At 47.0% G+C, this 26,392-nt stretch carries 25 protein-coding genes; 6 read left to right on the plus strand and 19 right to left on the minus strand.

The window, feature by feature from the left end:
- Nucleotides 1-40: 40 nt before the first annotated feature.
- The 11 genes from MY7_RS20035 to sppA form a co-directional block, all read right to left on the minus strand.
- Nucleotides 41-169, minus strand: coding sequence for a hypothetical protein (locus MY7_RS20035; RefSeq protein ID WP_007408056.1), 129 nt, complete (start codon nucleotides 167-169; stop codon nucleotides 41-43).
- A gap of 73 nt (nucleotides 170-242) precedes the next feature.
- Nucleotides 243-1,619, minus strand: coding sequence for an argininosuccinate lyase (gene argH / locus MY7_RS12135; protein ID WP_007613085.1), 1,377 nt, complete (start codon nucleotides 1,617-1,619; stop codon nucleotides 243-245).
- Nucleotides 1,616-2,827, minus strand: coding sequence for an argininosuccinate synthase (locus tag MY7_RS12140; protein WP_007613086.1), 1,212 nt, complete (start codon nucleotides 2,825-2,827; stop codon nucleotides 1,616-1,618). Before MY7_RS12140 ends, argH begins: the two co-directional genes overlap by 4 nt.
- Before the next feature lie 152 nt (nucleotides 2,828-2,979).
- Nucleotides 2,980-3,492, minus strand: coding sequence for a MogA/MoaB family molybdenum cofactor biosynthesis protein (locus MY7_RS12145; RefSeq protein WP_007408054.1), 513 nt, complete (start codon nucleotides 3,490-3,492; stop codon nucleotides 2,980-2,982).
- 99 nt (nucleotides 3,493-3,591) lie between these two features.
- Complete coding sequence (locus MY7_RS12150) at nucleotides 3,592-4,779, minus strand: acetate kinase (protein WP_029326031.1); 1,188 nt, start codon at nucleotides 4,777-4,779, stop codon at nucleotides 3,592-3,594.
- A 310-nt stretch (nucleotides 4,780-5,089) separates the two neighbouring features.
- Nucleotides 5,090-6,076, minus strand: a complete 987-nt coding sequence (locus MY7_RS12155; RefSeq protein ID WP_007613090.1) for a class I SAM-dependent methyltransferase — start codon at nucleotides 6,074-6,076, stop codon at nucleotides 5,090-5,092.
- A gap of 61 nt (nucleotides 6,077-6,137) precedes the next feature.
- Nucleotides 6,138-6,641 (minus strand): thiol peroxidase, encoded by a 504-nt coding sequence (gene tpx, locus MY7_RS12160; RefSeq protein WP_007613091.1) that lies wholly within the window; start codon nucleotides 6,639-6,641, stop codon nucleotides 6,138-6,140.
- A 115-nt stretch (nucleotides 6,642-6,756) separates the two neighbouring features.
- The gene (ytfJ, locus tag MY7_RS12165) at nucleotides 6,757-7,197 is read right to left on the minus strand and encodes a GerW family sporulation protein (protein WP_003152423.1); all 441 of its coding nucleotides are present in this window, start codon (nucleotides 7,195-7,197) and stop codon (nucleotides 6,757-6,759) included.
- 12 nt (nucleotides 7,198-7,209) lie between these two features.
- Nucleotides 7,210-7,899: a DUF2953 domain-containing protein gene (locus MY7_RS12170; RefSeq protein WP_007613093.1), complete on the minus strand. Its 690-nt coding sequence runs from the start codon at nucleotides 7,897-7,899 to the stop codon at nucleotides 7,210-7,212.
- Between the two features lie 77 nt (nucleotides 7,900-7,976).
- The gene (locus MY7_RS12175; RefSeq protein ID WP_007613095.1) at nucleotides 7,977-8,468 is read right to left on the minus strand and encodes an RDD family protein; all 492 of its coding nucleotides are present in this window, start codon (nucleotides 8,466-8,468) and stop codon (nucleotides 7,977-7,979) included.
- A gap of 13 nt (nucleotides 8,469-8,481) precedes the next feature.
- Nucleotides 8,482-9,489, minus strand: a complete 1,008-nt coding sequence (sppA, locus tag MY7_RS12180; protein ID WP_007613097.1) for a signal peptide peptidase SppA — start codon at nucleotides 9,487-9,489, stop codon at nucleotides 8,482-8,484.
- A gap of 181 nt (nucleotides 9,490-9,670) precedes the next feature.
- Between sppA and MY7_RS12185 the strand changes: the two genes are divergently transcribed.
- Complete coding sequence (locus MY7_RS12185; RefSeq protein ID WP_017418362.1) at nucleotides 9,671-10,477, plus strand: NAD kinase; 807 nt, start codon at nucleotides 9,671-9,673, stop codon at nucleotides 10,475-10,477.
- A gap of 16 nt (nucleotides 10,478-10,493) precedes the next feature.
- Here MY7_RS12185 and MY7_RS12190 read toward each other — a convergent pair whose 3' ends face one another.
- From MY7_RS12190 to MY7_RS12210, 5 genes are all read right to left on the minus strand, one after another.
- Entirely contained in the window at nucleotides 10,494-12,089 is a 1,596-nt protein-coding gene (locus MY7_RS12190) for an amidohydrolase (RefSeq protein ID WP_007613102.1), read from the minus strand.
- Between the two features lie 23 nt (nucleotides 12,090-12,112).
- Nucleotides 12,113-13,699: an acyl-CoA synthetase MbcS gene (gene mbcS / locus MY7_RS12195; protein WP_012118182.1), complete on the minus strand. Its 1,587-nt coding sequence runs from the start codon at nucleotides 13,697-13,699 to the stop codon at nucleotides 12,113-12,115.
- Nucleotides 13,700-13,847: 148 nt separating this feature from the next.
- The gene (locus tag MY7_RS12200; protein ID WP_007408043.1) at nucleotides 13,848-14,069 is read right to left on the minus strand and encodes an alpha/beta-type small acid-soluble spore protein; all 222 of its coding nucleotides are present in this window, start codon (nucleotides 14,067-14,069) and stop codon (nucleotides 13,848-13,850) included.
- A gap of 80 nt (nucleotides 14,070-14,149) precedes the next feature.
- On the minus strand, nucleotides 14,150-15,355 hold the full coding sequence (gene thiI / locus MY7_RS12205; protein ID WP_007613105.1) for a tRNA uracil 4-sulfurtransferase ThiI: 1,206 nt from the start codon (nucleotides 15,353-15,355) through the stop codon (nucleotides 14,150-14,152).
- A gap of 3 nt (nucleotides 15,356-15,358) precedes the next feature.
- Complete coding sequence (locus tag MY7_RS12210; RefSeq protein ID WP_007613106.1) at nucleotides 15,359-16,504, minus strand: cysteine desulfurase family protein; 1,146 nt, start codon at nucleotides 16,502-16,504, stop codon at nucleotides 15,359-15,361.
- A gap of 193 nt (nucleotides 16,505-16,697) precedes the next feature.
- Here MY7_RS12210 and brnQ point away from each other — a divergent pair, with 193 nt between their 5' ends.
- Nucleotides 16,698-18,038 (plus strand): branched-chain amino acid transport system II carrier protein, encoded by a 1,341-nt coding sequence (brnQ, locus tag MY7_RS12215; protein ID WP_007613107.1) that lies wholly within the window; start codon nucleotides 16,698-16,700, stop codon nucleotides 18,036-18,038.
- Nucleotides 18,039-18,151: 113 nt separating this feature from the next.
- Here the strand turns inward: brnQ and ezrA are convergent, their stop codons facing one another.
- The gene (ezrA, locus tag MY7_RS12220) at nucleotides 18,152-19,843 is read right to left on the minus strand and encodes a septation ring formation regulator EzrA (protein ID WP_007613114.1); all 1,692 of its coding nucleotides are present in this window, start codon (nucleotides 19,841-19,843) and stop codon (nucleotides 18,152-18,154) included.
- A 195-nt stretch (nucleotides 19,844-20,038) separates the two neighbouring features.
- On the opposite strand from ezrA, the gene hisJ reads away from it, so the two are divergent.
- Entirely contained in the window at nucleotides 20,039-20,851 is an 813-nt protein-coding gene (hisJ, locus tag MY7_RS12225; protein ID WP_007613116.1) for a histidinol-phosphatase HisJ, read from the plus strand.
- Here the strand turns inward: hisJ and refZ are convergent.
- A complete protein-coding gene (gene refZ, locus MY7_RS12230; protein ID WP_007613118.1) occupies nucleotides 20,841-21,464 on the minus strand; it encodes a forespore capture DNA-binding protein RefZ in 624 nt (207 codons plus the stop codon). The two genes, hisJ and refZ, sit on opposite strands and share 11 nt — an antisense overlap.
- A gap of 125 nt (nucleotides 21,465-21,589) precedes the next feature.
- Here refZ and MY7_RS12235 point away from each other — a divergent pair, with 125 nt between their 5' ends.
- A complete protein-coding gene (locus MY7_RS12235; protein WP_007613120.1) occupies nucleotides 21,590-22,072 on the plus strand; it encodes a GAF domain-containing protein in 483 nt (160 codons plus the stop codon).
- A gap of 34 nt (nucleotides 22,073-22,106) precedes the next feature.
- On the opposite strand, the gene MY7_RS12240 is transcribed toward MY7_RS12235, so the two are convergent.
- Nucleotides 22,107-23,855 carry a sensor domain-containing diguanylate cyclase gene (locus MY7_RS12240; RefSeq protein ID WP_007613122.1) on the minus strand — a complete coding sequence of 583 codons (1,749 nt, stop codon included), beginning with the start codon at nucleotides 23,853-23,855 and terminating at the stop codon, nucleotides 22,107-22,109.
- A gap of 290 nt (nucleotides 23,856-24,145) precedes the next feature.
- Here MY7_RS12240 and rpsD point away from each other — a divergent pair, with 290 nt between their 5' ends.
- Together rpsD and MY7_RS12255 are read left to right on the plus strand one after the other, a co-directional pair.
- On the plus strand, nucleotides 24,146-24,748 hold the full coding sequence (gene rpsD / locus MY7_RS12245; protein ID WP_003152406.1) for a 30S ribosomal protein S4: 603 nt from the start codon (nucleotides 24,146-24,148) through the stop codon (nucleotides 24,746-24,748).
- 255 nt (nucleotides 24,749-25,003) lie between these two features.
- Nucleotides 25,004-26,374 carry an aldehyde dehydrogenase gene (locus MY7_RS12255; protein ID WP_007613125.1) on the plus strand — a complete coding sequence of 457 codons (1,371 nt, stop codon included), beginning with the start codon at nucleotides 25,004-25,006 and terminating at the stop codon, nucleotides 26,372-26,374.
- Nucleotides 26,375-26,392: the final 18 nt, after the last annotated feature.

Consider the following 26,392-nt stretch of genomic DNA (forward strand, 5'->3'; position numbering starts at 1 on the left):
ACTTCGTCCGCACGAAAAAAAAGCCGTCTTTACAGACAGCTTAATTTTCTGAAGGAGCAGAGGCTTCCTCCATGCCGACATAACCGCTTTCGTATGCCTCTGAGATGAGCCTGGCCGTTTCTTCACTTTCTTTTTCATCATAGATGTAACGGTCTTGTTCTTTGCGCATTCCTTCTACCTCCCATCTTTATAGATGTAGGGTGTCTGATATGACGGGAAAATATGAAGGAAATTTCAGCAAATTAAATGCCGGCGCAGGCTTTTGCTTTTACGAGCGCCTGTTCTACCTGCTGAAAACCCGTTCCGCCGGCGCTCATTCTTTTTTCAACCGCATGATGCGGATCGAGCACGGTATAGATGTCTTCTTCAAAGAGACTGCTGGCTTGAAGGAATTCTTCAAATGCCATATCACTTAAATAGATTCCTTTTTCAATGCAGCTGTACACAAGTTTGCCGACCACTTCATGCGCTTCTCTGAACGGCATGCCTTTTTTAGCTAAATAATCGGCAAGTTCCGTCGCGTTTGAAAAATCTTGTTTTGTCGCTTGTTTCATGATGTCTTTGTTTACTTTCATCGTTTCAATCATGCCCGTGAAAATCTGAAGGCTTCCTTCAACGGTTTTCACCGTGTCAAACATGCCTTCTTTATCTTCCTGCAGGTCTTTGTTGTAAGCGAGCGGGAGCCCTTTCATAATCGTGAAAAGCCCCATCATATCACCGTATACGCGTCCGGTTTTACCGCGGATCAGCTCCGCCATGTCGGGGTTTTTCTTCTGCGGCATCATGCTGCTTCCCGTCGCATACGTATCATCCAGTTCAATGAATCTGAATTCCTGCGAGCACCATAGAATGATTTCTTCTGATAAACGCGAAAGGTGCATCATCAGCATGCTGCTGCCGCTTAAAAACTCGAGAATAAAATCTCTGTCACTGACTCCGTCAAGACTGTTCTCATAAATGGAGTCAAAACCGAGCAGCTCCGCCGAATAGTTACGGTCTATCGGAAACGTAGTTCCGGCAAGCGCCCCGCATCCGAGCGGCGATATGTTAATCCGCTTCATAGCATCGCGAAAACGCTCTTTATCCCGTTCAAGCATCCAAAAATAAGCAAGCAGATGGTGGGCGAAAGAAATCGGCTGGGCCCGCTGTAAATGGGTGTACCCCGGCAGAATGGTCTCGACATTGGCCTCCGCTTTTTCGATCAGCGCTTTTTGGAACTGTTCAATCAGAACGATGATATGTGAGACATGATCTTTCAAATACAAATGCATGTCGGTCGCCACCTGGTCATTCCGGCTTCTGCCGGTATGGAGCTTGCCGCCCAGCGGTCCGATTTCTTCGATCAGCATTTTTTCAATATTCAAATGGATATCTTCATAATCAACAGAGAATTCAAGCGTTCCTTCCTCTGCTTTTTGCAGGAGGATCTGCAGCCCCTGTCGGATGGCGCCTTCTTCTTCTTCCGTCAGAATGCCGCATTTTTTCAGCATGGCCGCATGAGCGAGAGACCCTGTAATATCCTCTTTGACTAAGTTTTGGTCGAATGTGATGGATGCGCCGAACTCATCGACCCACTTTTCCGGTGTTTTTTGAAAACGGCCTCCCCAAAGCTTCTTCATGCTTCAATCTGCTCCTTCTTTTTCACAATGCTGTTTACTTTTGTCGGCAGCCCCCAAAGCTCAATGAAACCGATTGCCGCGTGATGGTCAAAAACATCGTCTTTTGTATATGTCGCAAGTTTTTCATCATAGAGTGAATATTCCGACTTACGTCCTTCTACAATGGCATGGCCTTTAAACAGCTTGACGCGCACGACGCCGGTGACGTGTTTTTGGGTTTCTTTCAGGAATGCAAGCAGCGCGTCTTTTAACGGCGAGAACCATAAACCGTTATAGATGATTTCAGACAGTTTTTGTTCAATTGCCGGTTTGAAATGGGCCACTTCTTTCACTAAAGTCAGATCCTCAAGCTCTTTGTGAGCCGTAATCAAAGTCATCGCGCCCGGGCACTCATAAACTTCACGGGACTTAATGCCGACCAGGCGGTTTTCCACATGGTCAATCCGGCCGATGCCGTGTTTTCCGGCAGTCTCGTTCAGCTTGAGAATTAAATCAGCAAGCGGGTAGGTTACGCCGTCGATTGAAACCGGAACACCGGCTTCAAATGCGATTTCGATGATTTCCGGAACGTCCGGCGTGTTTTCAAGAGATGCTGTCAGGTCATATGCCCCTTCAGGCGGCGCCGCCCACGGATCTTCTAATATACCGCATTCATTGGCGCGTCCCCATAGGTTCTGGTCGATGGAATACGGGCTGTCAAGATTGATCGGAATCGGAATGCCGCGGCTTGCAGCATATTCAATTTCTTCTTCACGCGACCATTGCCACTCACGGACCGGAGCAATGACCTCCAGATCAGGATTTAATGATTTAATGGATACTTCGAAACGCACCTGATCGTTGCCTTTTCCCGTGCAGCCGTGCGCTACGGCCACCGCGTTTTCCTTTTCCGCGACTTCAACGAGTTTTTTCGCGATTAACGGACGGGATAGTGCAGATACGAGCGGATACTTGCCTTCATACATTGTATGGGCCTGCATAGAAATGAGCGCGTACTCCCGGGCGAATTCTTCTTTCGCATCAATCACATAGGAATTTACGGCGCCTACTTCCAGCGCTTTTTGCTGAACGAATGCCAAATCCTTTCCTTCCCCTACGTCTAAGCAGCAGGCAACAACATCGTATCCCTGTTCTTGCAGCCATTTTATCGCTACAGAAGTATCAAGACCTCCTGAGTATGCCAATACAACCTTTTTTTGTTCTGCCATGTTAAAAGCTCCCTTTTGTATAAAAATTAGTTTTAATTAATAAAAATGCATTTTGTATGTATACACTGTAACAAGTAAATTCTGTTTTTTCAAGCCTTTTATAAAAAAAACCCCACCCAATTTTTTGAGCGGAGCAGAGCCTTTTTATACATTTATAAATCTTTTCGGATTTCCCGGAGCACATGAGGCAGTTCAGGAATAATCAGTTTACTCATCGCAAGCTTTACGGCGCCTGAGGAGCCGGGCGTGCAGAAGACTGCGGTATTTTGGATCACACCCGCTGCCGCTCTGGACAAAATGGCGGCGGAACCGATGTCCTCCGTATAGCTCAGCATGCGGAACAGCTCGCCGAATCCCGGGAGTTCTTTTGAAAACAGCGGCGTGACGGCTTCAATTGTGACATCCCTTTCGGCAATGCCCGTCCCTCCGTTTAACAGCACCGCATCTGTATATTCATCCATACAGCCGGATAAAACAGCTTTCTGCAATTCGTCTTTTTCATCTTTAACAATGTCATAAGCGACCGTTTCAAATCCCGCTTCCCTGAGGAAGTCCATCATGACGCGCCCGCTTTTGTCGGTTTCTTTCGTTCTCGTGTCGCTGACTGTGATCACCTTGCAGCGCACGGCTGACGGGGCTTCTTGTTTATGTTCATGCACACTCATTGCTTCACCTCATCGTTTATGTATTAAACATATCGTAACGTTTGATTCTGGGGCATTCAATAAAAAAGCACACCCTAAAGGATGTGCTTTTTTCGATCATTACTGTGCAAGGCGGACAACGTCGCGTGCGATCATGACCTCTTCGTCAGTCGGAATGATCATGACTTTGACAGGAGAGTGAGGGTAGCTGATAAACGCTTCCTCGCCGCGCACGTTGTTCAGCGCAGGATCCCAATATACACCCATGAATTCTAAGCCGCGAAGCACGCGTTCTCTGACTTCAACGCTGTTTTCACCGATACCCGCAGTGAAAATAATCGCGTCAACGCCGCTCATTCTCGCAGCGTAAGAACCGATGTATTTATGGATTCTGCTTGCGAACACTTCAAGAGCCGTTTCCGCTCTTTCGTTTCCTTCTTTTGAAGCTTCCACGATATCGCGGAGGTCGCTGGAGAAACCGGATACGCCAAGCAGTCCGCTCTTTTTATTTAACGTATTTAATACTTCATCTGCCGTCTGATCCGTTTTTTCCATAATGTACGGAATCAATGCAGGGTCGATGTTTCCTGAACGTGTTCCCATCGCAACACCCGCAAGCGGTGTGAAGCCCATTGACGTATCAATGGATTTTCCGCCTTCTACGGCCGCGATACTTGCGCCGTTACCGAGGTGGCAGGAAATCAGACGCAAGTCTTCAATCGGACGGCCGAGAAGCTCAGCTGCGCGCTGTGTCACGTATTTATGAGATGTGCCGTGGAAACCGTATTTGCGGATGCCGTATTTCTCGTAGTATTCGTACGGAAGGCTGTACAGGTAAGATTGCTCAGGCATCGTTTGGTGGAACGCCGTATCAAACACTGCAACCGCAGGCACATCCGGAAGCACTTCTTTAAAGGCTTTAATGCCGACGATGTTAGCCGGGTTGTGAAGCGGCGCAAGTTCTGAAATCTCTTCAATCTCACGGATTGTTTCATCCGTAAGCAAAACAGAATCGCTGAATTTTTCTCCGCCGTGAACCACACGGTGGCCGATTCCGTCAATTTCATTTAAATCCTTTATAATACCGAATTCAGTCAGCTTGTGAAGCAGCATCTTCACCGCAACCGCATGATCCGGAATATCTGTCACTTCTGTATTTTTTTCGCCGTTAACAGAGATTGTGAAAACGCTGTCGGCGATACCGATCCGTTCTACTAAACCTTTTGTTAGCACCTTTTCTGAAGGCATTTCGAATAACTGAAATTTTAAAGATGAGCTTCCTGCGTTAATTGCAATAATTTTAGACATAAATGACGCTCCTATCAAAATTCTTCTTCGTTTGTTCGTTCTTTTTTCCCAGACCATAACTGCAGTCCAAAAAATATCTGACTTTTCCATTTAAACATTGTCAACTCAGCATTTCAAGTCAACATCCACATTGGTACCGCTTACAATATGAAGTCGATATTTTCTGATAAATTTTATTTGTGCCAAATGGACGGCACGGCCTTACGGAATGTTATTTTCTTTCCTTAATTTGTGTTATCCTCCTGATTTCCATTCATTTTAAAAAGCAAAAGCAGCGCGGGATTTTGCATCTCGCACTGCTTTTTCGCCATTATTTTTCTGTTTGAATCCATTGATCCAATTTTGCCATCATCTCCCGCATCGCCTGCTGGTTCGCAAAAGAAGGAAGATTCGCCAAAAGCGCTTGTTTCGGCGGCTTTGCGTCTTCGCCTTTTTTCTGCAAGATTAAAATGCTCTTTGCCTGCGCTTCGTCTTTAAACATAGTAGCCGGCAGCTGAAGAAGGGCGTTGATATACACTTTTTCCGCAAAAAACCGCTTCAGTTTATCGCTTTGCGCGCTGTCAAACAGATGGTTCGGAATCATAAAAAATAAGTATCCGCCCGGTTTTGTATGTTTGACGCTCTGCTCAATAAATAAGTGGTGAGCAAATGAGTGGCCTTCATTCGCTTTCAGCTCAAACGCTTCAGCGCCTTCGTCATTCGGATAGTAGCCGACCGGCAAATCGCAGATGACCGTATCGGCCGGTTCGATAAATAACGGCTGAAGACTGTCCTGGCAGAACAGCTCCATTTCTTTTTCCTGCAGATTCGCCTGAGCATAAGCGATCTTCAGAAGGACATCGTCGATTTCAATGCCGAAGCTTTTTCCCGCTTTGTCAGAAAGCTGGTTTGCCGCGGTCAGCAGAAGATTTCCGGTGCCGCAGGCGGGGTCCAGCAATGTCAGCCCTTTTCGGCCGCCCGTAAATTTATTCACGAGGTAACTGATGAAAAGGCCGATCGTATCAGGCGTCATCTGTCTGTTCGGATGGGACTTATCTTTGAGCCCTTTTAAAATGGCGAGCTGGAACGCCTTGCGGATCCATTCATGCTCCCATTTTCTGAAGTCTGCTTTCGCGAGCAGGCTGTTAAGCTCGCCGGTTTGCTTTTCCTGAAGCGGAAGCTGGTCGGCCTTTTCAAGAAAATACATCTCTCCCGCTTCCGCAAGCCCCTCAATATAAGAAATCTGAAGGCCTTCTGCTATCACTTGGGCGGCTTCATCTAAAAGTTCATAAATCTGACCGACATGGTCGTGTTGCATGCTGTTTCCTCCTTGCCATGAAAAGAGCTCCGCGGCAGCACCCGGAGCTCTTGTTCTCTCTTTACTTGATTAACGCTTTTGCAGCTTCGATAGGCTTTTCATAATTCGGGTGGTTTGTCGCTTCGCTTACGTATTCCGCGTAAACGACTTTTCCGTCCTGATCAAGGACGAATACGGAACGCGCCAAAAGACGAAGTTCTTTGATGTGAACACCGAATGCTTCACCAAATGACATCTCTTTATGATCCGATAATGTTTCAACTTTATCAATTCCGTTCGCTCCGCACCAGCGCGCTTGTGCAAACGGAAGGTCGGCGCTGATTGTATAAACGTTCACATCACCGAGTTTTGCGGCTTCTTCATTGAAGCGGCGTGTCTGCGCGTCACATACGCCTGTGTCGATGGAAGGAATAACGGATATGATCGTTACTTTCCCTTTCATATCTGCTAACGTCTTCTCTTCTAATCCGTTTGTCAAAACCGTGAAGTCAGGAGCTTGGTCACCCGGTTTCACTTCTTGTCCGATCAGCGTCACGGCTCCGCCTTTAAATGTAATTTCAGCCATTCTGATTCCTCCCTTTATCTATGTATAGCTCTATCATAGTCGAGTTTTATGCAAACTGCAAAGGTTATGCCGCATCGTAAAAAAAGCTAACTGCGGGCGGCAGTTAACTTTTCTGTTATAAATCGATATCCGTTCTTTTTTGGTTCCGGCCTTTTTCATTCTTTTTAAACATATGCTGGATGCGTTCAATCGTTTGAGGCGCGGAGTCTAACAGTTTATCAATCAGATGGGTGTTTTCGTCCAAATGAAGCATACGCACGCCGTTTGTTCCGACAATCAGAAACGCAATCGGCGTAATGGATACTCCGCCGCCGCTTCCGCCGCCGAACGGGAGCTTCTGCTCTTTTCTTTCATCATCATCGGTTCTTTTTTCAGCCGGCTTTCCTCCAAACTCGCTTCCGCCCGCCGCAAATCCGAATCCGACCTTTGAAACCGTTAAGATTACGCTGCCGTCAGGCGTTTCAACAGGATCGCCGATGATTGTATTCACGTCAATCATTTCTTTTAAATTTTCCATAGCGGTTTTCATTAAACCTTGAATGGGATGGTCTGCCATATGCGCTCCTCCTTAAACTGATGAATCATTCTTTGAAGCAACCGGAACCGGCTGTTTCTTTCGTATGATAGAAAGTCCGTTCCGCCCGTATTTGAGCAATTTGAAAGCTGCACCTATAAGATGTCCAAAACGAAAAAAGAATATACACTGCAAATGCGTCTTGGATGCAGGCACTTGAAAAGACGGAATGACTTCGCACACCGGTTTATGTATGAAACGCAGATGATCATACAGCATCGCCGTAAGGCCTCCCTTTACGGCCCACAATCCGCCGGCGGCGATTCCCGTAACGGCGGCGTCCTTTATTCCGATAACCGTCACCCATTCGAACTTCGTAACACGGACTCCCGCAAGAAATGAGGCGCCGATTTGGCGCATCTGAAAAACTTGGTGCAGAATCATTTCTATTCTGTGAATGCTCTGTTTGACATCTTCATATGTGATTTTTTTCTTCTCTTTTTTCTGACCTTTCATTTCTGATTTCGTGTCCTGTTTGACATCAATTGACGCGTCTTCGCTGTTTACTTTAATGACGGGCAGCGTTTTTTTAATACGGATCAGCCCGTATAAGGCCGAGAGTTTAAACGTCAGTTTGTCGTTATCTTTATCGTGAAGATATTCGAGCGTCAGGTGAATTTTCATCCTCATAAGCAGCCAGGCCAAAATGAGAATGAGAATAACAGCTGCTGCGGCATATCCCATAAGCTTCACTTCCTTAGCAGCATTATCGCCAAAACCAAAAAAAATAAACCCGGACGTTTATTCCGGGTTTACTGCTTTTATTTGCGGTACAGCGCTTCGTGAATCACCGTTGTGTCGGCGATCAGATCGTGAATGCCCTGCTTTTTGGGCGTAAACGCAATGACGATATAAAGAATCCAGATTTTATCGATATAACGCCCCACCGCTTCTCTGAAAATGACGGTGCTCCAAGTAAGAGGCTTTCCGGGCGTCAAAGAAGTGACCTTTAACCCGAAGACCATCTTGCCGAGTGTCTGATGAAACCATTTCGTCATGAACACAAAATAGGCGAGGTAGACGATCAGGGTTGTGACGGAATAAGCTGAGATTGTAAACATTCCGCTTGTTGCCGGGAGCTTCATCAGCGTGAAAACCGGTGAAACGATGAGATGGTTAAGTCCCCAGACCACCAGCCAATCGAGAAGAAAAGCCCAAAACCTGATCCAAAAGCCCGCATATGCCTGCTCGGGCGCCCTCTGTTGTTCGGCTCCCTCTTCTTTGCCGTGAAAGCCTTCGTAAGTCGCGTCCATTCTTTCTTCCCCCCTACTTTGCATAGAGATACATCATCCGCGGCGAACCGGATTGCGAAATGAGTTCTTTCATGTTCAGAAAATCAATTTCGCTTTTAAACATTTTCGCTGCGCTCATGGAAAAGAGCGAGCCTAATCCGAATCCTTCCTCGTATGTGATGACTGAAGCGTTTTTCATATTTTTATGGTCCTTTTTCATCGCGCTGATCGTATCATCGTAAAAACCGAGCTCATCAACGAGGCCGATTTTTTTCGCTTGTCTGCCGTCGTAAACACGGCCGTCGGCAATTTTTTTCACATCAGATTTTGACATGTGCCGGCCTTTTGAAATGACATTGACAAATCCTTCATAAGAATCGTTGACCATTGTCTGCATGATCTTTCTTTCTTCCTTCGTCATGTCGCGGGTCGGGGACATGATGTCTTTATGCGCGCCGCTTTTAATGGTTTCAAACTTGATGCCGAGTTCATCGGCGAGCTTGGAATAATTGACGCTTTCCATGATGACGCCCAGTGAACCCGTGAGCGTTTCCGGTGAAGCATAGATTTTATCGGCGGCCGTTGAAATATAGTAGCCTCCCGAAGCCGCCATGGAGCCCATGGATACATAAATCGGTTTCTTCGTTTCTTTCTTTAGTTCTTCCAGTTTTTTATGTATTTCCGCGCTTTCGTACACGCCTCCGCCAGGGGAATTGATTTTCAGCACAATTCCTTTGACGCTTTTGTCTTCTTTCGCACGCTCAACCTGTTTTAAAAATGATCTGTGATCATACCCGCCTGAGCTGAGCAGGCCAGCGGACCCGCCGTTATCCTCAATCGTGCCGTCCACTTCAAGCACGGCGATTTTACTGCCGGGGCTGCCCTTATCCAGCGTCACTTCCTCTGTGTCATCTGTCAGTGATGCAAAGTCAGACCCTGTATCCCCGATATTCTTCAGCACCCCGACGGTCACACTTGCAATGACTGATACGCCGAAAATGCCGAGCGCGATGACGAGCGCAATCCATCTTTTTGCATTCATTTGTTCTCCTCCTTTTCTGTCAATATTCGTACGTTCCCCCGTAAAAAAAGATTCATTTTTTTCATGAAGCGCTTTCCCTTAACGGATAAACAGGAAACATGTTACACTATTGCCACAGGTATTTTAACACAATACCTGCTGGGAGAAAAACGTAAATATGACAGCAAAGGGGAATGGGGATATGACCGATCTTCGCCGCAATGTTTATTTTTTTCACAAACAAAACAACGAAACAAAAGAACAAGTCAGCTCTTTGAAGCAGCTTGCTGAATCGCACGGTTTTACAGTTGCGGCTCAACCGGAGGATGCCGGAATTATCGCCAGCATCGGCAGCGACGGCTCATTTCTGCAAGCTGTCAGAAAAACCGGATTCCGTGATGACTGCCTGTATGTCGGCATCGCTAAAAAAGGGAAAGCCCATTTGTACTGTGATTTTCACAGCGATGAGCCTGAAAAAATGGCGGCCAGCATGACCGCGGAACAGCTTGAGGTCAGAAAATACCCGCTCATTCACGTAACGGTGGACGGCAGCAATCATTTTCACTGTTTAAACGAGGTTTCCATCCGTTCAAGCATTATTAAAACGTTTGTGATGGATGTGTTAATTGATGATCTTCATTTTGAGACATTCAGAGGAGACGGGATGATCATTTCCACCCCGACGGGCAGCACCGCCTACAATAAATCTGTTTCAGGCGCCGTTGTTGATCCTTTGATTTCCTGCATGCAGGTATCCGAACTGGCGTCGTTGAACAACAACACATACCGTACACTCGGATCTCCGTTTATTTTAAGCTCAGACCGGAAGCTGACACTGCAGGTGGTGCAAGACGGCAATGAGCATCCGATTATCGGGCTTGATAATGAAGCGCTCAGCACGCGGAATGTCAAAAAGGTTGAGATTAGACTATCCGATAAAAAAATCAAAACGGTGAAACTGAAAGACAACTCTTTCTGGGAAAAAGTAAAACGATCATTTTTATCATAAAAAAAGAGGACGGGCATCACTGCCTGTCCTCTTTTTCATATACGATACGGCCGCCGACGACGGTTTTGACAGCTTCCAATTCATGAAGCTTTTTCGGGTCCGTCCTGAACGGATCACCGCTGAGTACGGTAAAGTCGGCATCATAGCCGGGGGCGATCCGTCCGCGGCTATGTTCTTTATGGATGATGGCCGCGCTTCCCTCCGTGTAAAGCTGAATGGCTTCGTACACAGTCAGGCACTCTTTTTCATAATAGGCCGGACCTTCCGGGTGCTGCTTGCTCGTACGGAGCACAGCCGATTGAATGCCCAGAAGCGGATCGGCCGGTTCTATCGGGGCATCTGAACCTCCGGCGCACAGCAGCCCTTTTGACAGCAGTGTTTTCCAGGCGAAAGCCGTTTTCATCCGCTCTTCTCCGAGCCTGTCAATCACCCACGGAAAATCACTGGCCACAAAATGCGGCTGAAGATCAAGTCCGATCGGCAGCCGGGCGGCTCTTTCAATCAATCCGTCATCTAATACTTGCGCATGAATGAGCCTGTCTAGCTGTCCGGGCTTTGCCGGGTAACTTTCGATAACATCCAGCACCTTTTCGAATGCAAGGTCGCCAAACGCGTGCACGGCGATCTCCATCCCTTTCTCTCTCGCTTTATAAACAAGAGCGGCAAGGGTTTCGTCATCATGCACCTGAACACCGGAAACTGACGGATCATCGTGATAAGGCTTTTTCAATAGAGCGGTTCTGCCGCCGAGCGCGCCGTCAGCAAAAATTTTCATCGCTCCGTATTCCAGATAAGGTCCGGTCGATTTATCCAGAGCGCTCCAGCTGTCGACGGCTTCGTGATGTACGAGCAGATGGGCGCGAAAAGGATAAAGGCCGCTGCCGGTTAATGACTCGTACGCGGCAATGGGAACGGACGCGTCTCCGTAGTATGCCAGATCTTCTGAATGCCCGCCGGTCAGGCCTTTTGACCAGCAGTCCGTAATCGCCGTTTGAAGCGCGCGTTTGACATAGTGAAGTGAGACGGGCGGCAGGGCCTGTGTCACAAGCTCTTGGGCTTTATCCAGCAGGAGGCCTGTCGGACCGGTGCCGTCCCGGACGATAATTCCGCCGTTTGGATCAGGTGTTTCGTTTGTAATTCCCGCCGCGCGCAATGCGGCTGAATTAACCGCCGCGGCGTGCCGGCATACCCGCTTCAGCAGGACGGGGCGGTCGGGAAAGAGCGGGTCAAGGTCATGCTTCGTGACGTAAACCGGCCGTTCAAACAGATTTTCATCCCAGCCTTCGCCGATCAGCCATTCGCCATCTTCCAATTCACGCTCTGCTTCTTTTGCGGCCCGCAGTATCGCTTCTTTTGACGTCAGCTGCGACAAATCGAGGCGAAGCTGTTTTTCCCCGTGTCCGATTAAATGCATATGACTGTCCGTAAACCCCGGGAACATGACAGCTCCATGTAAATCGATCTCATCCGTATCAGGCGAACCGTATGTTCCTTGGAGCTCCCGGAAGCTGCCCGTCTGTCTGACGACGCCTTCTTCGGTATAAACGGCTTCAGTGACATGATTCTTGTCCAGCATTGTATAGATGGTGCCGCCGTGCCAAATCGCTTTCATCCCCGCTCACCCTTTATCCTGTATTATGCTTTTTTATCAGCCTTCAGCCGTTCTTCACGCTGTCTCAGCTCCACACGTCTGATTTTTGCGGACGCCGTTTTCGGCAGGCTTTCGACAAATTCAATTTCTCTCGGATATTTGTAAGGCGCCGTAATCGTTTTTACGTGGTTTTGCAGTTCTTTGACAAGTTCGTCACTGCGCTTTTCATCGTCTTGTAAAACGACATAAGCTTTTACGATTGAACCTCTGATTTCATCCGGGCTCGCCACAACGGCACATTCTTTCACTTCCGGATGCTTCACGAGCGCGTCCTCTACTTCAAAAGGCCCGATTGTATATCCGGAGCTGACGATGATGTCATCATTGCGGCTCTCAAACCAAAAGTAGCCGTCCTCGTCTTTTTTCGCGCGGTCTCCTGTAAGAAAGTAATCTCCGCGAATCTGCTTTTTCGTTCTTTCAGGATCTTTATAATATTCCTTGAATAAGGCCGGTGTGCTCAAATGCACGGCGATATCGCCCGTTTCGCCAGTTTCGCATATTTCGCCTTTATCGTTTATAATCTCCACTTGATTTCCGGGGGTCGGTTTGCCCATGCTTCCCGGCTTAATATCCATGTCCTTCAGGACGCCGACTAACAGGGTGCTCTCCGTTTGGCCGTATCCGTCTCTCACTTTAATGCCGAAATGCTTCCGGAATACGTCAATGACTTCCCGGTTTAATGGCTCACCCGCAGAAACTGCGCTGTGAAGGGCAGAAAGATCATATTTGTCCAACTCCTCCACTTTTGCCATCAGGCGGTATTCCGTCGGGGTACAGCAGAAGACATTTACTTGATGGCGCTCCAGCAGCTCTAAATACGTCTTGGCGTTGAATCTGCCGTGATAAATGACTCCTGTCGCGCCGCTTCCCAGAATTGCGAGCAGCGGGCTCCACACCCATTTCTGCCAGCCGGGCGCCGCGGTGGCCCACACTGTATCGTCTTCAGAAATATCCAGCCATGCACCAGCTGATGTTTTTAAATGGGCAAAGGCCCAGCCGTGTGTATGTACAACGCCTTTAGGCTGGCCGGTCGTGCCTGAAGTATAGGACAAAAACGCCATGTCTTCTCTTGTTGTATCAGCTGTTTGAAAACTGTCTCCGTCCGCTTCAATCGTTAGGAGGTTTTTCCAGCCGACATTATTTTCACCGATTGACAATGTCACCAGCTGCTCGGTATTCACCTCGTCAAACGCGTTTATAAATGAAGGATAAACGATAGCGCCTTTCACTTCGGCGTGTTTGATCCGGTATTCAAGGTCTTTGGCGCGCAGCATTTCCGAGCAAGGAATGACGACCATCCCCGCTTTTAAGATCGCTAAATAAACGGCATACGCTTCAAGCACTCTCGGAACCATGACAATTAGCTTATCGCCTTTTTCAAATCCGAGACCTTTCAGACGGGCTCCGATTTTATTCGTTTCTTCCATCAATTTTTCATATGTCCAGACTTTCTTGCCGCCTGTTTGATCTTCCCATATAAGCGCGTTCTTCTCTTTGGAACGGCTGAACTTTTCGATTTCATTTACAAGGTTATAGTTCTTTGGGGCGATTAAATCTTCTCGTTTTAACACGAACAACTCCTCACTTTCTTTCCCCATTATACATAAACATAGGCCATTACAATAAAAATATGCATAAATTGCTTCCCGCCTTCTATCTATACTCATGAAAAAAGAGCGGGGAATTCCCCGCTCTTTTAGCCATTATGTGAAGTTGTGATTAAAACTGCTGCTGGCTGCTTCCGCCCATGCTTTGCTGAGCAAAAGAGACAAGACGTTTTGTGATTTCTCCACCGACAGAACCGTTAGCGCGAGAAGTTGTTTCCGGTCCAAGGTTTACACCGAATTCAGAAGCGATTTCATACTTCATTTGGTCGATAGCTTGAGCAGCGCCTGGCACTAAAAGCTGGTTGCTGTTTCCGCTGTTTGATTGTTGTGACATGTGTATCACCTCCTTGTGAGTATAGAATGTGATAAAACACATGTCTTCATTCAAAAAAACTTTGGTAATTGTATACAGTTTTAAAACAGGCCGGCAAACTTATCGTGAGCTTCCTGCTCTGAGTAAACAGTGATAGTTTCGATGCCGGCAGCGGCCTCTGCAATCAGCGGTTCAAAATCAACGAAGCTTTCGAAGTGCTCGATTTTTTCTTTTTTCGGGCGTGTTTTCGGACTTGGCGGCGTAAAGATGGTGCAGCAGTCCTCAAACGGCTGAATGCTTGTTTCATAAGTGCCGATTTCTTTTGATTTCTCGATGATTTCTGTTTTGTCCATTCCGATTAAAGGACGCAAAATCGGCGTTGCCGTCACGGCATTGATCGCATACATGCTTTCAAGCGTCTGGCTCGCTACCTGCCCGAGACTTTCTCCCGTAATGATCGCGAGCGCTTTTCGTTCTTCTCTGATTCTGTCCGCGATTTGCAGCATAAGACGCCGCGTCGCCGTCATCGTATAGTTCTCCGGGATTTGTTTTTGGATGAGTTCCTGCGTCTTTGTAAACGGCACGATATGAAGCGTCATACTGCCGCCGAACTTCGCAAGGCATCCCGCGAGATCCATGACTTTCTGCTTTGCACGTTCACTCGTATACGGCGGACTGAAGAAATGTACGGCTTCAACTGATAACCCCCGTTTCATCGCGTAAAAACCGGCGACCGGACTGTCAAAACCGCCGGAAAGCATCAGCATCGCTTTACCCGCGGAACCGACAGGAAGGCCTCCTGCGCCTTTTTCGTTACGAATAGTCAGGAATGTCGCTTCCTCCCTGATTTCAATCCGAAGCGGAATATCGGGATGTTTCACATTGACGGTTAATCCATCCGTGTTTTTCAAAATATGGCCGCCGATTTCAGCGTTCATCGCATTCGTATCTAATTCAAACTGTTTGTAAGCCCGTTTGGTCTCGACCTTAAACGTATTCCCCGGTTTATATTCGCCTTCTATCGCGGCTAAAGCCGTTTTTTTAATGTCTTCCAGCTTGCTTTCGCATTTAATTGCGAGACTAAAGCTTTGAATGCCGAATATATTCTTTAATAAGGAACAAATTTCCTCCGGGTTTTCTCCATTAAGTGTAATTGACATCCGGTCCCGGTTTGAAAAGTATTTTACTTTTTTATAATCCTTTAATACCAGGCGGATATTCTGTTTTAATCTTTCAATAAAACTGCGTCTGTTTTTTCCTTTTGTGGATATTTCACCAAAACGGATTAAAATATGATCGTAATTCATATGCTACCTCATCATTTTTTTTAGTTTTTGAACAGCCGGCACCAGCGCGGCCATAAACGGCTCCGTGATGTCAGCCGTATGGCTGAAGTTCAGGCTGACTCTGATGCTGCTTGATGCAATCTGTTCGCCTTTATTCATTTGCAGAAGAACACGGCTCGGTTTGTGCTCTCTTGCGGAACATGCCGCGGTTGTGGAGACATATATTCCTTTTTCCTCAAGCATGTGCAGCAGCACTTCCGCCTTCACGCCCGGAACGGAAAAATTAATGATATGCGGCGCGCTGTTTTCGACGGGAGTGTTGATGACGACACCGTCCGTCCCGCTCAGCCTTTCCATGAGCGCATTCTTGGCAGCCTCCACAGAAGAAAGCCGCTCGTTCATGTCACGCGCGGAAAGATTGATCGCTTTCGCAAGGGAAACGGCGCCTGCCGTGTGTTCTGTTCCGGCGCGGACGCCTTTTTGCTGCGAGCCGCCCGTTATAAGCGGAATGAGCCGCGTTCCTTTTTTGACGATAAGCGCTCCGGTCCCTTTTAAGCCGTGAAACTTATGCCCTGAAACGGTGCAAAGGTCAATGCCCGCTTCTTCTATAGACAGAGGAACTTTATGAATACCCTGCACATGATCAACATGAAACAGAATATTCCGGTGCTGCTTCAAAAACCCGCCGATTTCCTTTACGGGCTGAATGGAGCCGACTTCGTTATTGACATGCATGACGCTGACGATTATCGTATCCGGCCTGACAGCCGATTTGACGTCTTTCAAAGAAACGAAGCCGTTTTGATCGGCCGGAAGATATGTGACTTCAAAGCCGAACAGCTCTATCAGCTGATCAAGCGTCTCCGTCACAGAAGGATGCTCAATCGCCGAAGCAATGATATGTCTTCCTTTACTCATGTTTGCCCAGGCTGCTCCCTTTAACGCCGCGTTATTCGCTTCAGTCGCGCCTGATGTAAATACAATATCATAATTTTTTAAACGCAAGGTTTTTTTTATTTGCTGAGCGGCCGCTTCAAGGAGCTGTTCCGTCTCAGTTCCTAACTGGTGCAGAGACGAAGGGTTGCCGAAATAACGGCTGCTCGTCTGTTTATACACTTCCAAAACCTCTTCATACGGCTCGGTCGTTGAGCTGTTGTCTAAATATATCATTTTTTTTACTCCTTTAATGAAAACGGTACATCGTATGATATTTATGCTACCATAACAAAAGTAAATATAAATTCGCAATAAATCGAGTATTGACTTCTCTGTACATTGCCATATAATAAGTAATGTTCGTTTTGTTATATTATCTGACAATTAATTGACAGAATATTTCAACATAGTATTTAGGAGGATTTTTATGAAACACTCACTACCTGTCAAAGATACCGTTATTATCGGTTTCATGCTTTTCGCACTTTTTTTCGGGGCAGGAAATATGATATATCCGCCGGAGCTCGGGCAAGCGGCGGGGCATAATGTCTGGAAAGCGATGGGCGGTTTCTTACTGACCGGCGTAGGTCTGCCGCTTTTGGGTATTATCGCCATCGCATTAACGGGCAAAGACGCAAAAGGGCTTGCCGATAAAGCTCATCCGGTATTCGGGACTATTTTCACCGTTGTGCTTTATTTATCAATCGGGCCGCTTTTCGCGATTCCGAGAACCGGAACCGTTTCATATGAAATCGGTGCAGTTCCGTTTTTAAGCGGCATTCCGGAAAGATTATCTTTATTTGTTTTCACATTGATCTTTTTTTCTATTACGTATTATTTAGCTCTTAATCCTTCCAAAATCGTTGACAGAGTCGGAAAGATTTTGACTCCTATTAAATTCGGTATTATTTTAATCATCGTCGTAAAAGCCATTGTCACTCCGATGGGCGGACTGGGCGCCGTACATCAGGCATATTCCGGAACGCCAGTGTTCAAAGGATTTTTGGAAGGCTATAAAACAATGGACGCGCTCGCCTCAATCGTCTTCGGCGTCGTTGTCGTCAACGCTGTTAAAAGCAGGGGCGTCACCCAGCGTAAAGCGCTCGCGGCCGCTTGTATTAAAGCGGGTCTTATAGCTGCGGCAGGTTTGACATTCATTTATTTATCTTTGGCCTATTTGGGAGCGACAAGCACGGACGCTGTAGGTCCGATCGGCGAAGGCGCAAAGATTTTATCAGCTTCATCAGATTACCTGTTCGGTTCACTGGGAAACATCGTTCTCGGCTCTGCCATCACCGTTGCGTGTTTAACGACAAGCATCGGGCTTGTCACATCTTGCGGCGAATATTTTTCAAAATTGATTCCCGCTTTATCATACAAAATGGTGGTTACGATTGTCACGCTGTTCAGTCTGGCGATTTCAAATTTCGGACTTGCTGAGATTATTGCATTTTCAGTTCCTATTTTATCAGCGATTTACCCGCTGGCGATTGTCATTATCGTCCTTTCCTTTATTGATAAAATCTTTAAGGAAAGACGGGAAGTCTATATCGCCTGCCTGATCGGAACGGGGCTGTTCAGTATCTTGGACGGTTTGAAGGCAGCAGGCATTCCGCTCGGATCATTAGATTCATTCTTAAACGCAAATCTTCCGCTTTACAGCATGGGAATCGGCTGGGTGCTTCCGGGCATTGCCGGAGCGATCATCGGCTGCATCATCACGTTTTTTACCAGCCCGCCCATCGAATTAAATAAAGCAAAATCGTAACATTCAGCGCTTGCGGCTTGACGTATATCAGCCGCAGGCGCTTTTTATATTCCGTGAGAAACTAAAAAACTGCACCTCTGATTTCCATCAGGGTGCAGTTTTTGCTTATGCGTCTATGAAGCAGATTGATCAGCTTTAATTTTTTTCACGGCGCCGGGAGCTGCTTTTTCAACAGCATCTGCCGCCATCTCATAAGCTTCATTATAGCTGTAAGCGTAAAACAGCCGTTCCGCTTCTTTCAGCTGTTCGGATAAAATATGATTCTGGCTTCGGAAGCGGTTGCCGTACTGGATGATCCGCTCAATCAGCTTCACCTGAATCACAAGATCTTCCGCCTCTTCGCTGACTTCCTCAACTGCCTTTTCGGCTTCAGCCAGATGTTTGGCGGCTTCCTCCATGTTCAGCGGCAGCACTTCCAATTGGCTGACGGTTTCTTCTATATGATGATTTGCCGTTTCGAGCTTGTCCTTGACTTGTTCAGGAATTCCCGGCACGTTGCTTTTTTGCAGCATTCGGGCCGTGTCAGAAATGGTTTTCCGAAGATGCATCAGCGTTTCCCGCGCCTGCAGTTCTTCTTTTCTGAGCGCCTGCAGATTTTCACGGTATTCGGCATGTTCTTTCTGAGCCTCTTCCATCTGCTTTTCGATGGCCTCGACTTCTTCAATCAATAGAGAGTAAGCGACATGCTCACCATCAAGCTTTTCTCTCGCCTGCTCAAGGAGCCGGCCGATCGTTTCCAGCTGTTTTTCGAAGGCATGCTGTCTGCCGATTTCACCCGCCGTCAGCTGATAGCTTTCCTTGACGAGCTCCGTTTCGGTTTTTGTACGGTCTTTTTCTTCCTCAAGCTTCTCATACGCGATGATCAGCTCAGGCATTTTGCTTAATACGGACTGTCCGGCTTCCACTTCGCCTTCCAGCTGGTCATACATCGATTGAATGGTTTCATCAATCAGCTGAAGAATGGCGGACGCTTCGTCGACATCCAATTCTTCCAAAAGCGCGTTTTCAGCCCGTTTCAATTGATTTGTGAGTGTATCCAGCTCTTTTTCGATTTGAATATGCTCCAATTTGTAGCCTTTTTCCGTCATTTCCCGGTAGCCGTCTTTCAGCTTGGCAATTTGGTTCGGCACGGTCTGTTTACAGTCCGCAAGCAGTTTCGGAACGTCATCTATGTATGTCTGAAGCTGATCCAGTCTGCGGTCCTGTTCAAGCAGCACTTTTCTCGCTTTGATGTAATTGCCGCTTTCCGTCTCTTCTTCGAACTCTTTTATGCCGCTCCAGATTTCGTCGAGATCCGTCTCCAGGCTGTTATAAAGCTCTCCGTAGAGATGGCTGTACGCCAGAAGGTTTTTCCGCGCTTTTGAATACCGCTCACGCACCTGTTCAATCTCTCCGCGGCTTTTTTCCTCGCTCGTCACAAGGTCGCTGATCTCACGCAGTATGCCTTCTATATTTGATTCGGCTGCAGTGAGAAGGTCGTCGATGTGGACAAGCACCTGATTCGCTTTTTTAAACCGGTATTTGTCGGCGTTCTCTTCGGCATCATAAAGGAGCTCTTCTACTTTCGGCAGATGGGCTGTGACAATTTCATCCCACTCTTCGCGCCATCTTTCAAAGAACTCTTCCGTCTCTCCGGTCATTTTCAGATGTTTGATCTTGGACATTTCTTCCACTATCGAACGGTTTAAAATTTCAATCTTCCATGACTCCAGCCGGTCAATTTCCGTATAAATTTTTTTCCTGAAAAAGTAGCCCGCCGCAAAGAGCGCGAGCAGTATAACCAATAATCCGATGACTAACTCCATAATGAGCCCCCTTGTTGTTCTCTTAATCTGTCAGGGTGTTTTATGTATTCAGAAAGATTTCAATATATGTATTGAGAAAATCTGTCGTTTTCATTGTTATTATGATACCATGTAACCAACATTTTTTGACCAGAAATCAAAAACTTTTTGCATAATTTCGGCAGGATTCTGCAATTTTTTAATGGAGTGACACAAATGGAAAAACGAGACGCTCATATCCACACGCCTTTTTGCCCTCACGGCTCGAAGGATGCGCTGAAACAATATGTCGAAAAGGCCCTGGAAAGAGGCTTTGACTCGATCACATTTACAGAGCACGCCCCCCTTCCTCCGTCATTTCAAGATCCCGTACCGCTTCAGGACAGCGCGATGGATCTCAGACAGATGGAGGTTTATTTGGAGCGGCTGTCACACCTGAAAAAGGAATACGATGGACAAATCAGCATTCTGACTGGGCTGGAAACCGATTTTATCACAGGGTATGAAGAGGAAACCGCGGCGTTTCTGAACACGTACGGCCCCTCACTGGATGACGGCATTTTATCCGTTCATTTTTTGAAGACCGGTCCGTCTTATATATGCCTGGATTTTGACGAGCACGCCTTTCAGCAGCTTGCCGACCGCTTCGGAAGCGTTGAAGCCGTATATGAACAATACTATGAAACTGTGTATTCTTCCATTGTAACACCGCTCGGCCCCTTTAAGCCAAAACGGGTCGGCCATATCACGCTCGTCAAAAAATTCGCGCGCCTTTTCCCTTACAGCATGTCACCTCAAATAAGAGAGCTTGCGGCCCGCTGTCTTGACGCCGTGAAAGAACGCGGAATGGAGCTGGATGTGAATACATCCGGGCTCAGAAAGAAATTTGCCGGGGAAGTATACATGGAGGATTGGATGGCTGAGACGGCGAAGCAAAAAAAAATCCCGCTCATATTCGGGTCGGACGCCCATCAAGCGGAAGATGTCGGCAGTTCCTACGAAACGTACAAAAGCATCATTACTTCATAAGCGCCGCATCAGGCCGTCGGAACACGCTTTCGATCCAGATCTTCACCTCTTCAAAATACCTTTTATAAAAGTACGGTTCATGAGGCTGCATATAGAGCACCTCCGTAATGTATTGAGGCTGAAGATACGGCATCATCAAGAGGGATTTCAATTGCAGAATAAAATGCGGCACGGGCAGCGTCAGCCGTCTGTGGCGTGACTGCCCTTCTTCAATCATCAGCTGGAAAATATATTTTTCTTTCATTAAGTAAGTAGACATAATTTCCCTGATCAGCACGGAATCAATCGTCACTTCCCGGTATACAAACCGCGTTAATTGACGGTTATCGTGCTGATAGGATAAAATATCGAAAATCACCCGCAGGATGCGTTCCTGCGCGTCTTCACCGTTCATACTGACGGCGGCTTTTTCCAGCGCTTCAGTATAGCCTTCGTAAAACTCGGAAACTAAATGTTCCATTAATCCGCCTTTCCCTTTAAAATAGTAGGAGATGTGCGCAACATTTACATCAGCTGACTTTGCGATTTCACGGACGGACGTGCCGGAATAACCTTTTTGGTTAAACAGCTGGACAGCGGCGTTAATAATTTTGTCTTTGGTGCTTACTTTCATACGGCTCACCCCTTTATGTGTAACAATTCAAGCAGAAAGGCGCCGTTCCTGTAAGAACTTCTCGACAAATGCCGGCAGAACGGCCGGAACTTTGTTTGATATTATAGAAAAAGTGAGGGTTTTCCATGTTTCATGTCGAAAAACAATCCGGAGATAAAGAAAAAAGTTATCAGCTTCTGCTTAAACAGCTCGAAGCCATGACAGAAGATGAAACGGATGCGATCGCAAATTACGCGAATGCGTCAGCGCTTTTATACCATTCATTACATGAAGTCAACTGGGCGGGGTTTTACTTCGCTAAAGAGGGCGAGCTCGTACTCGGACCGTTTCAAGGACTTCCTGCCTGTGTGCGCATTCCGTTCGGCAGAGGCGTATGCGGCACTGCCTACTCTAATGGCTCGGTGCAGCGGATTGCCGATGTGAATGCGTTCCCGGGACATATCGCCTGTGACGCGGCTTCCCAGTCGGAAATCGTCCTCCCGATCCGCGTAAACGGTGAAGTGATCGGTGTGCTGGACATTGACAGCCCCGTGAAAAACCGTTTTGATGAAACGGACGAAACCTATTTGGCAAAGTTTGTTGAAACGCTTGAAAAACGATTAGGATAAAAAAAGGAGCCCGGCCGGCAGGCCGGCTCCTTTTTTATGTCGTCGTGCTGTTTTGATGGATGATCAGCCGGTTTTTGCCGTTCCGTTTGGCGATATAAAGCGCCTCATCCGCTTGCTGAACGAGCAATTTCAACGGCATCGGGCCGGTCTTTGACCAGCAGGAAACGCCGCAGGAAATCGTCACGCGCGGCTCGGTGTTTTCCCGGATGGCGCGAACCAGCCTTTTAGCGATGCGTTCTCCGGATGACACGTTGATATTCGGCAGATAGACAGCCAGCTCCTCGCCCCCCCACCTCGCAGCGACATCATGCTCACGAATATGGTTCTTCATAACGGAGGCCACCTGAATCAGGATCGAATCTCCCGTTTGATGACCGTATGTATCATTAATATTTTTGAAATTATCGATATCAACGAGGATGAATACACCCCGTTTATGAATTTTCATGCTGTATTGAATTTTCTCATCCAAATAGGTTCTTGAATACAGCTCCGTCAGCTGGTCTGTCTGAACAAGATGCTCAAGCCTGTCGCGCAGCATGGAGTTCGTAACCGCCAATGTCGCATGGTGAATGAGCGCTTGAAAAAGCTTATACATTTCAAACGTAAAAGCATACAAATCCTTTTTCAATAAAATCGCAAACCCGAAGACGGTGTCATTTTCGATCATCGGCACCGCCATCAGCGAGCCGTAGCCGCTTTCGCCGAATACAGTCTTTCCGCTGCCGATAAACACACCCTTTTCTCCCTCGAAGAGCTTTTCTTTCACAATGCTGATATAGGGGTTCGCACGTTCTGTCTTAAAAAAAGCGGTATGTCCCGGAAGCAGATTTTGCGTTTCAAAATGATCAATATGAAAAAAAGCCACTTCTTCCGCATGAAACGATTGGGTCATAATGGCGGCGAGCTCCCGCATCGTATCAGTGAGTCTGAGGCGCTGATTCAGCTGGCGCGATGTTTCATTAATGAGCTCCAGATTCGCAATGCTTTTTTTCGATTGCTCATAGAGCTGCGCATTTTCAAATGCTTTTCCCGCTGCGCCCGCAAGCAGCAGCATTTCACTGAGAGTACTGCACGAAAGAACGGCATCCTGCAGCCCCTCCGTCTTCAGAACCCCGTAAGTCCCCTGCTGGCCTTTGATCGGCAGATAAGCAGATGACCTGCCTTTTCTGAGCAGTCTCCCCGATAAATAAACCTTCTGGGCAGACGGATCGGCATCTTTTCCGTCCATATGTAATTCTTTTGCGGGAAGCTGTCTGTCCGTATCCTGATCCTGCGTGATAAACAGTGAAAAACGGAAAGACCGGAAAGCCGTACTCAAACTTGCCTGCAGTTTTTCCAAAACCTCATTTTGGTCCAAAAGCGAATGGAACATTTCTGTCATTCTGTGAATTTTCCGCTGATGCTTCGTTTTGTCAAACAGCCCGCTTTGTCTCACAGATTGATTAATGAACTGAGTAACGATCTCAGGCAATGATTCCGGGATCGGCAGCCCGCCTTCCGAGCACAGATAAAAGGATCTGCCGGACGTCTGATTCCTGATCATAAAACGGCCGTCACTCTCTTTCAGCGGAGCATAATGCGGTTCATCTTCTGTTTTTATGGTGAAACGTGTTGATTCTGCCGGTGAAAGGGTCAATGAAAGAGATGTAAAGCAGGATTCGAGAGCTGAGGCCAGCCATAACAGCGAGTCGGATAATGAGACGGATTCAGATTTCGTTAAGAAAAAAGAAAGCATTTTCTGATGAAAGGCCGTCACTTCATCAATTGTTTGTTTTTTCATTTTTATCACCTAAACATGTACTACTCATTTTTGTACATTATATCATAAACCGGCACTCTTCATGGAGAAATGGTTGACGGCGGCAGGGAAAAATCATATAATGTTCTTTGTGTGAAATATTGCAGCCTTTTTGTTCAGCTTCTGTGTTTGCATTTTGTTCCTTAGCTGTAAGGTGTATCGTGTAACTCTCTGCTGCTGGAGCGAGGATACATGAAAACAAAATGTGCACGGTCGGATCGAACAGACGGTTTTTATTTTCCACAAAATAAAACCAAAGGAGGAGTCACATTATGGCTCGCTATACAGGTCCATCTTGGAAACTGTCTCGCCGTTTAGGAATCTCTCTTAGCGGTACAGGTAAAGAATTAGAAAAACGCCCTTACGCACCAGGTCCCCACGGTCCGGGACAGCGTAAAAAACTATCAGAATACGGTTTGCAATTGCAAGAAAAGCAAAAACTTCGTCACATGTACGGTGTAAACGAACGTCAATTCCGCACATTGTTTGACAAAGCTGCAAAAATGACTGGTAAACACGGCGAAAACTTCATGATTCTTTTAGATGCACGTCTTGATAACGTTGTGTACAAGCTCGGTCTTGCGCGCACTCGCCGTCAAGCACGCCAATTAGTTAACCACGGTCACATCCTTGTTGACGGAAGCCGCGTTGACATTCCGTCTTACCAAGTAAAACCTGGTCAAACAATCGGTGTTCGCGAAAAATCAAGAAACCTCTCTATCATCAAAGAATCTGTAGAAGTAAACAACTTCGTTCCTGAGTACCTTACTTTCGACGCTGAAAAGCTTGAAGGTACATTCACTCGTCTTCCAGAGCGCTCTGAGCTTGCTCCGGAAATTAACGAAGCGCTTATCGTTGAGTTCTACTCCCGTTAAGTAAAACGCTCTTTAAAGAGCATTGGATTAAACCCCGGACATGTTGTAATGACAATGTTTCCGGGGTTTTTCTTTTGGGCTGTCAGAATAATGGGCAGATGCTCCCTCTCTTTATTAAAAAAAGCCCCTGTCCCGGGGCTTTTTTTATGTGCCTGCTGCTTTTCAGCTGCATGTACATTAGAAAATCCCATTTGACAAGCAGAAGCGATTTTTTACATAATGAATCATCATACCTTACAAAAAAGGAGCGACTGAATGAACAGCATCCCCTCTATCGTCAGCAAGCACAAAGCCTATTTTGCGGCGGGGCATACGAGACAGCTAGAAATGAGACTGAACATGCTGCAAAAGCTGAAACAAGCCATCAAAACACAAGAAGCCGATATAACAGCCGCTCTCTATCAGGATCTCCACAAATCCGAACAAGAGTCGTACACGACAGAAATCGGAATTGTACTGGAGGAAATCAGTTTTGTGATGAAGCGGCTGGGAAAATGGATCAAACCGAAACGAGTCAAAACGCCTCTGACTCACCTAGGCTCGAAAAGCATCATTATCCCTGAGCCATATGGAACCGTTTTGGTGATTGCGCCTTGGAATTATCCCTTGCAGCTGGCGCTTTCACCCTTGATTGGAGCCATTGCGGCCGGAAACACAGTCGTTCTTAAACCGTCAGAATACACGCCGGCGGTTTCCGCTGTTCTTTCCAAACTCATCAGCAGCGTTTTTCCGAGTGACTATGTCGCTATGGCGGAGGGCGGGCCCGACGTCAGCACTGTGTTATTACAGCAGCCCTTTGACTATATTTTCTTCACAGGAAGCGTTGCCGTGGGAAAAATCGTCATGGAGGCAGCCGCCAAACAATTAATTCCCGTTACCTTGGAGCTCGGCGGCAAAAGTCCCTGCATTGTCCATAAGGATGCTGATATACAGCTTGCCGCCAAACGCATCGTCTTCGGGAAATTTACAAATGCAGGGCAAACCTGCATCGCACCGGATTATTTATTTGTCCACCAAGATATCAAAACGAAGCTCACAGAAGAAATGAAGCGTGCGATCAGTGAATTTTACGGCCCTCAGCCTGAACAAAATCCGCAGTACGGCAAAATCGTCAGTGAACGCCACTATCAGCGGCTGCTCAGCTTTCTGAATGATGGCGTCCCGCTTACAGGCGGACAATTTAATCCTGATCACCACAAAATAGCGCCGACGATCCTAGATCAAGTGAAGGATGACTCTCCAGTGATGCAGGAGGAGATTTTCGGGCCGATTCTTCCGCTCTTTACATACCGTGATATCGGGGAAGTCATTGAGAAAGTCCAATCATGCCCAAAGCCGCTCGCCCTGTATCTCTTCACCACAAACAAAGAAACTGAGCGCGCTGTTTTAGAGAATCTGTCGTTTGGCGGAGGCTGTGTCAATGATACGTTAATGCACGTCGCGACACCGTATTTGCCATTCGGCGGCGTCGGGGAAAGCGGCATCGGCAGCTATCACGGATTTGACAGCTTTAACACGTTTACGCACAAAAAAAGCGTCGTCAAACAAACGAACCGCTTCGACTTCGCTTTCCGTTATCCTTCTTCCAAAAACGGGCTGCGAATGATTCGGAAAATACTTAAATAAAAAAGCGCAGAGTATCTG

This window comes from Bacillus sp. 5B6, assembly GCF_000259405.1.
Lineage (GTDB): Bacteria > Bacillota > Bacilli > Bacillales > Bacillaceae > Bacillus > Bacillus velezensis.

Excerpts from the sequence above, each read along its gene's own strand:
- MY7_RS12240 (WP_007613122.1), bottom strand. The coding sequence starts at position 23,855 with ATGAAAAAACAAACAATTGATGAAGTGACGGCCTTTCATCAGAAAATG.
- MY7_RS12190 (WP_007613102.1), bottom strand. The coding sequence starts at position 12,089 with ATGAAAGCGATTTGGCACGGCGGCACCATCTATACAATGCTGGACAAG.
- MY7_RS12210 (WP_007613106.1), bottom strand. The coding sequence starts at position 16,504 with ATGATATATTTAGACAACAGCTCAACGACCGAGCCGTATGAAGAGGTT.
- MY7_RS12140 (WP_007613086.1), bottom strand. The coding sequence starts at position 2,827 with ATGGCAGAACAAAAAAAGGTTGTATTGGCATACTCAGGAGGTCTTGAT.
- MY7_RS12185 (WP_017418362.1), top strand. The coding sequence starts at position 9,671 with ATGACCGATCTTCGCCGCAATGTTTATTTTTTTCACAAACAAAACAAC.
- brnQ (WP_007613107.1), top strand. The coding sequence starts at position 16,698 with ATGAAACACTCACTACCTGTCAAAGATACCGTTATTATCGGTTTCATG.
- thiI (WP_007613105.1), bottom strand. The coding sequence starts at position 15,355 with ATGAATTACGATCATATTTTAATCCGTTTTGGTGAAATATCCACAAAA.
- MY7_RS12145 (WP_007408054.1), bottom strand. The coding sequence starts at position 3,492 with ATGAGTGTGCATGAACATAAACAAGAAGCCCCGTCAGCCGTGCGCTGC.
- rpsD (WP_003152406.1), top strand. The coding sequence starts at position 24,146 with ATGGCTCGCTATACAGGTCCATCTTGGAAACTGTCTCGCCGTTTAGGA.
- MY7_RS12235 (WP_007613120.1), top strand. The coding sequence starts at position 21,590 with ATGTTTCATGTCGAAAAACAATCCGGAGATAAAGAAAAAAGTTATCAG.
- MY7_RS12155 (WP_007613090.1), bottom strand. The coding sequence starts at position 6,076 with ATGCAACACGACCATGTCGGTCAGATTTATGAACTTTTAGATGAAGCC.
- argH (WP_007613085.1), bottom strand. The coding sequence starts at position 1,619 with ATGAAGAAGCTTTGGGGAGGCCGTTTTCAAAAAACACCGGAAAAGTGG.
- MY7_RS12255 (WP_007613125.1), top strand. The coding sequence starts at position 25,004 with ATGAACAGCATCCCCTCTATCGTCAGCAAGCACAAAGCCTATTTTGCG.
- MY7_RS12170 (WP_007613093.1), bottom strand. The coding sequence starts at position 7,899 with ATGGGATATGCCGCAGCAGCTGTTATTCTCATTCTCATTTTGGCCTGG.
- MY7_RS20035 (WP_007408056.1), bottom strand. The coding sequence starts at position 169 with ATGCGCAAAGAACAAGACCGTTACATCTATGATGAAAAAGAAAGTGAA.
- refZ (WP_007613118.1), bottom strand. The coding sequence starts at position 21,464 with ATGAAAGTAAGCACCAAAGACAAAATTATTAACGCCGCTGTCCAGCTG.
- ytfJ (WP_003152423.1), bottom strand. The coding sequence starts at position 7,197 with ATGGCAGACCATCCCATTCAAGGTTTAATGAAAACCGCTATGGAAAAT.
- hisJ (WP_007613116.1), top strand. The coding sequence starts at position 20,039 with ATGGAAAAACGAGACGCTCATATCCACACGCCTTTTTGCCCTCACGGC.
- tpx (WP_007613091.1), bottom strand. The coding sequence starts at position 6,641 with ATGGCTGAAATTACATTTAAAGGCGGAGCCGTGACGCTGATCGGACAA.
- MY7_RS12175 (WP_007613095.1), bottom strand. The coding sequence starts at position 8,468 with ATGGACGCGACTTACGAAGGCTTTCACGGCAAAGAAGAGGGAGCCGAA.
- MY7_RS12200 (WP_007408043.1), bottom strand. The coding sequence starts at position 14,069 with ATGTCACAACAATCAAACAGCGGAAACAGCAACCAGCTTTTAGTGCCA.
- sppA (WP_007613097.1), bottom strand. The coding sequence starts at position 9,489 with ATGAATGCAAAAAGATGGATTGCGCTCGTCATCGCGCTCGGCATTTTC.
- MY7_RS12150 (WP_029326031.1), bottom strand. The coding sequence starts at position 4,779 with ATGTCTAAAATTATTGCAATTAACGCAGGAAGCTCATCTTTAAAATTT.
- ezrA (WP_007613114.1), bottom strand. The coding sequence starts at position 19,843 with ATGGAGTTAGTCATCGGATTATTGGTTATACTGCTCGCGCTCTTTGCG.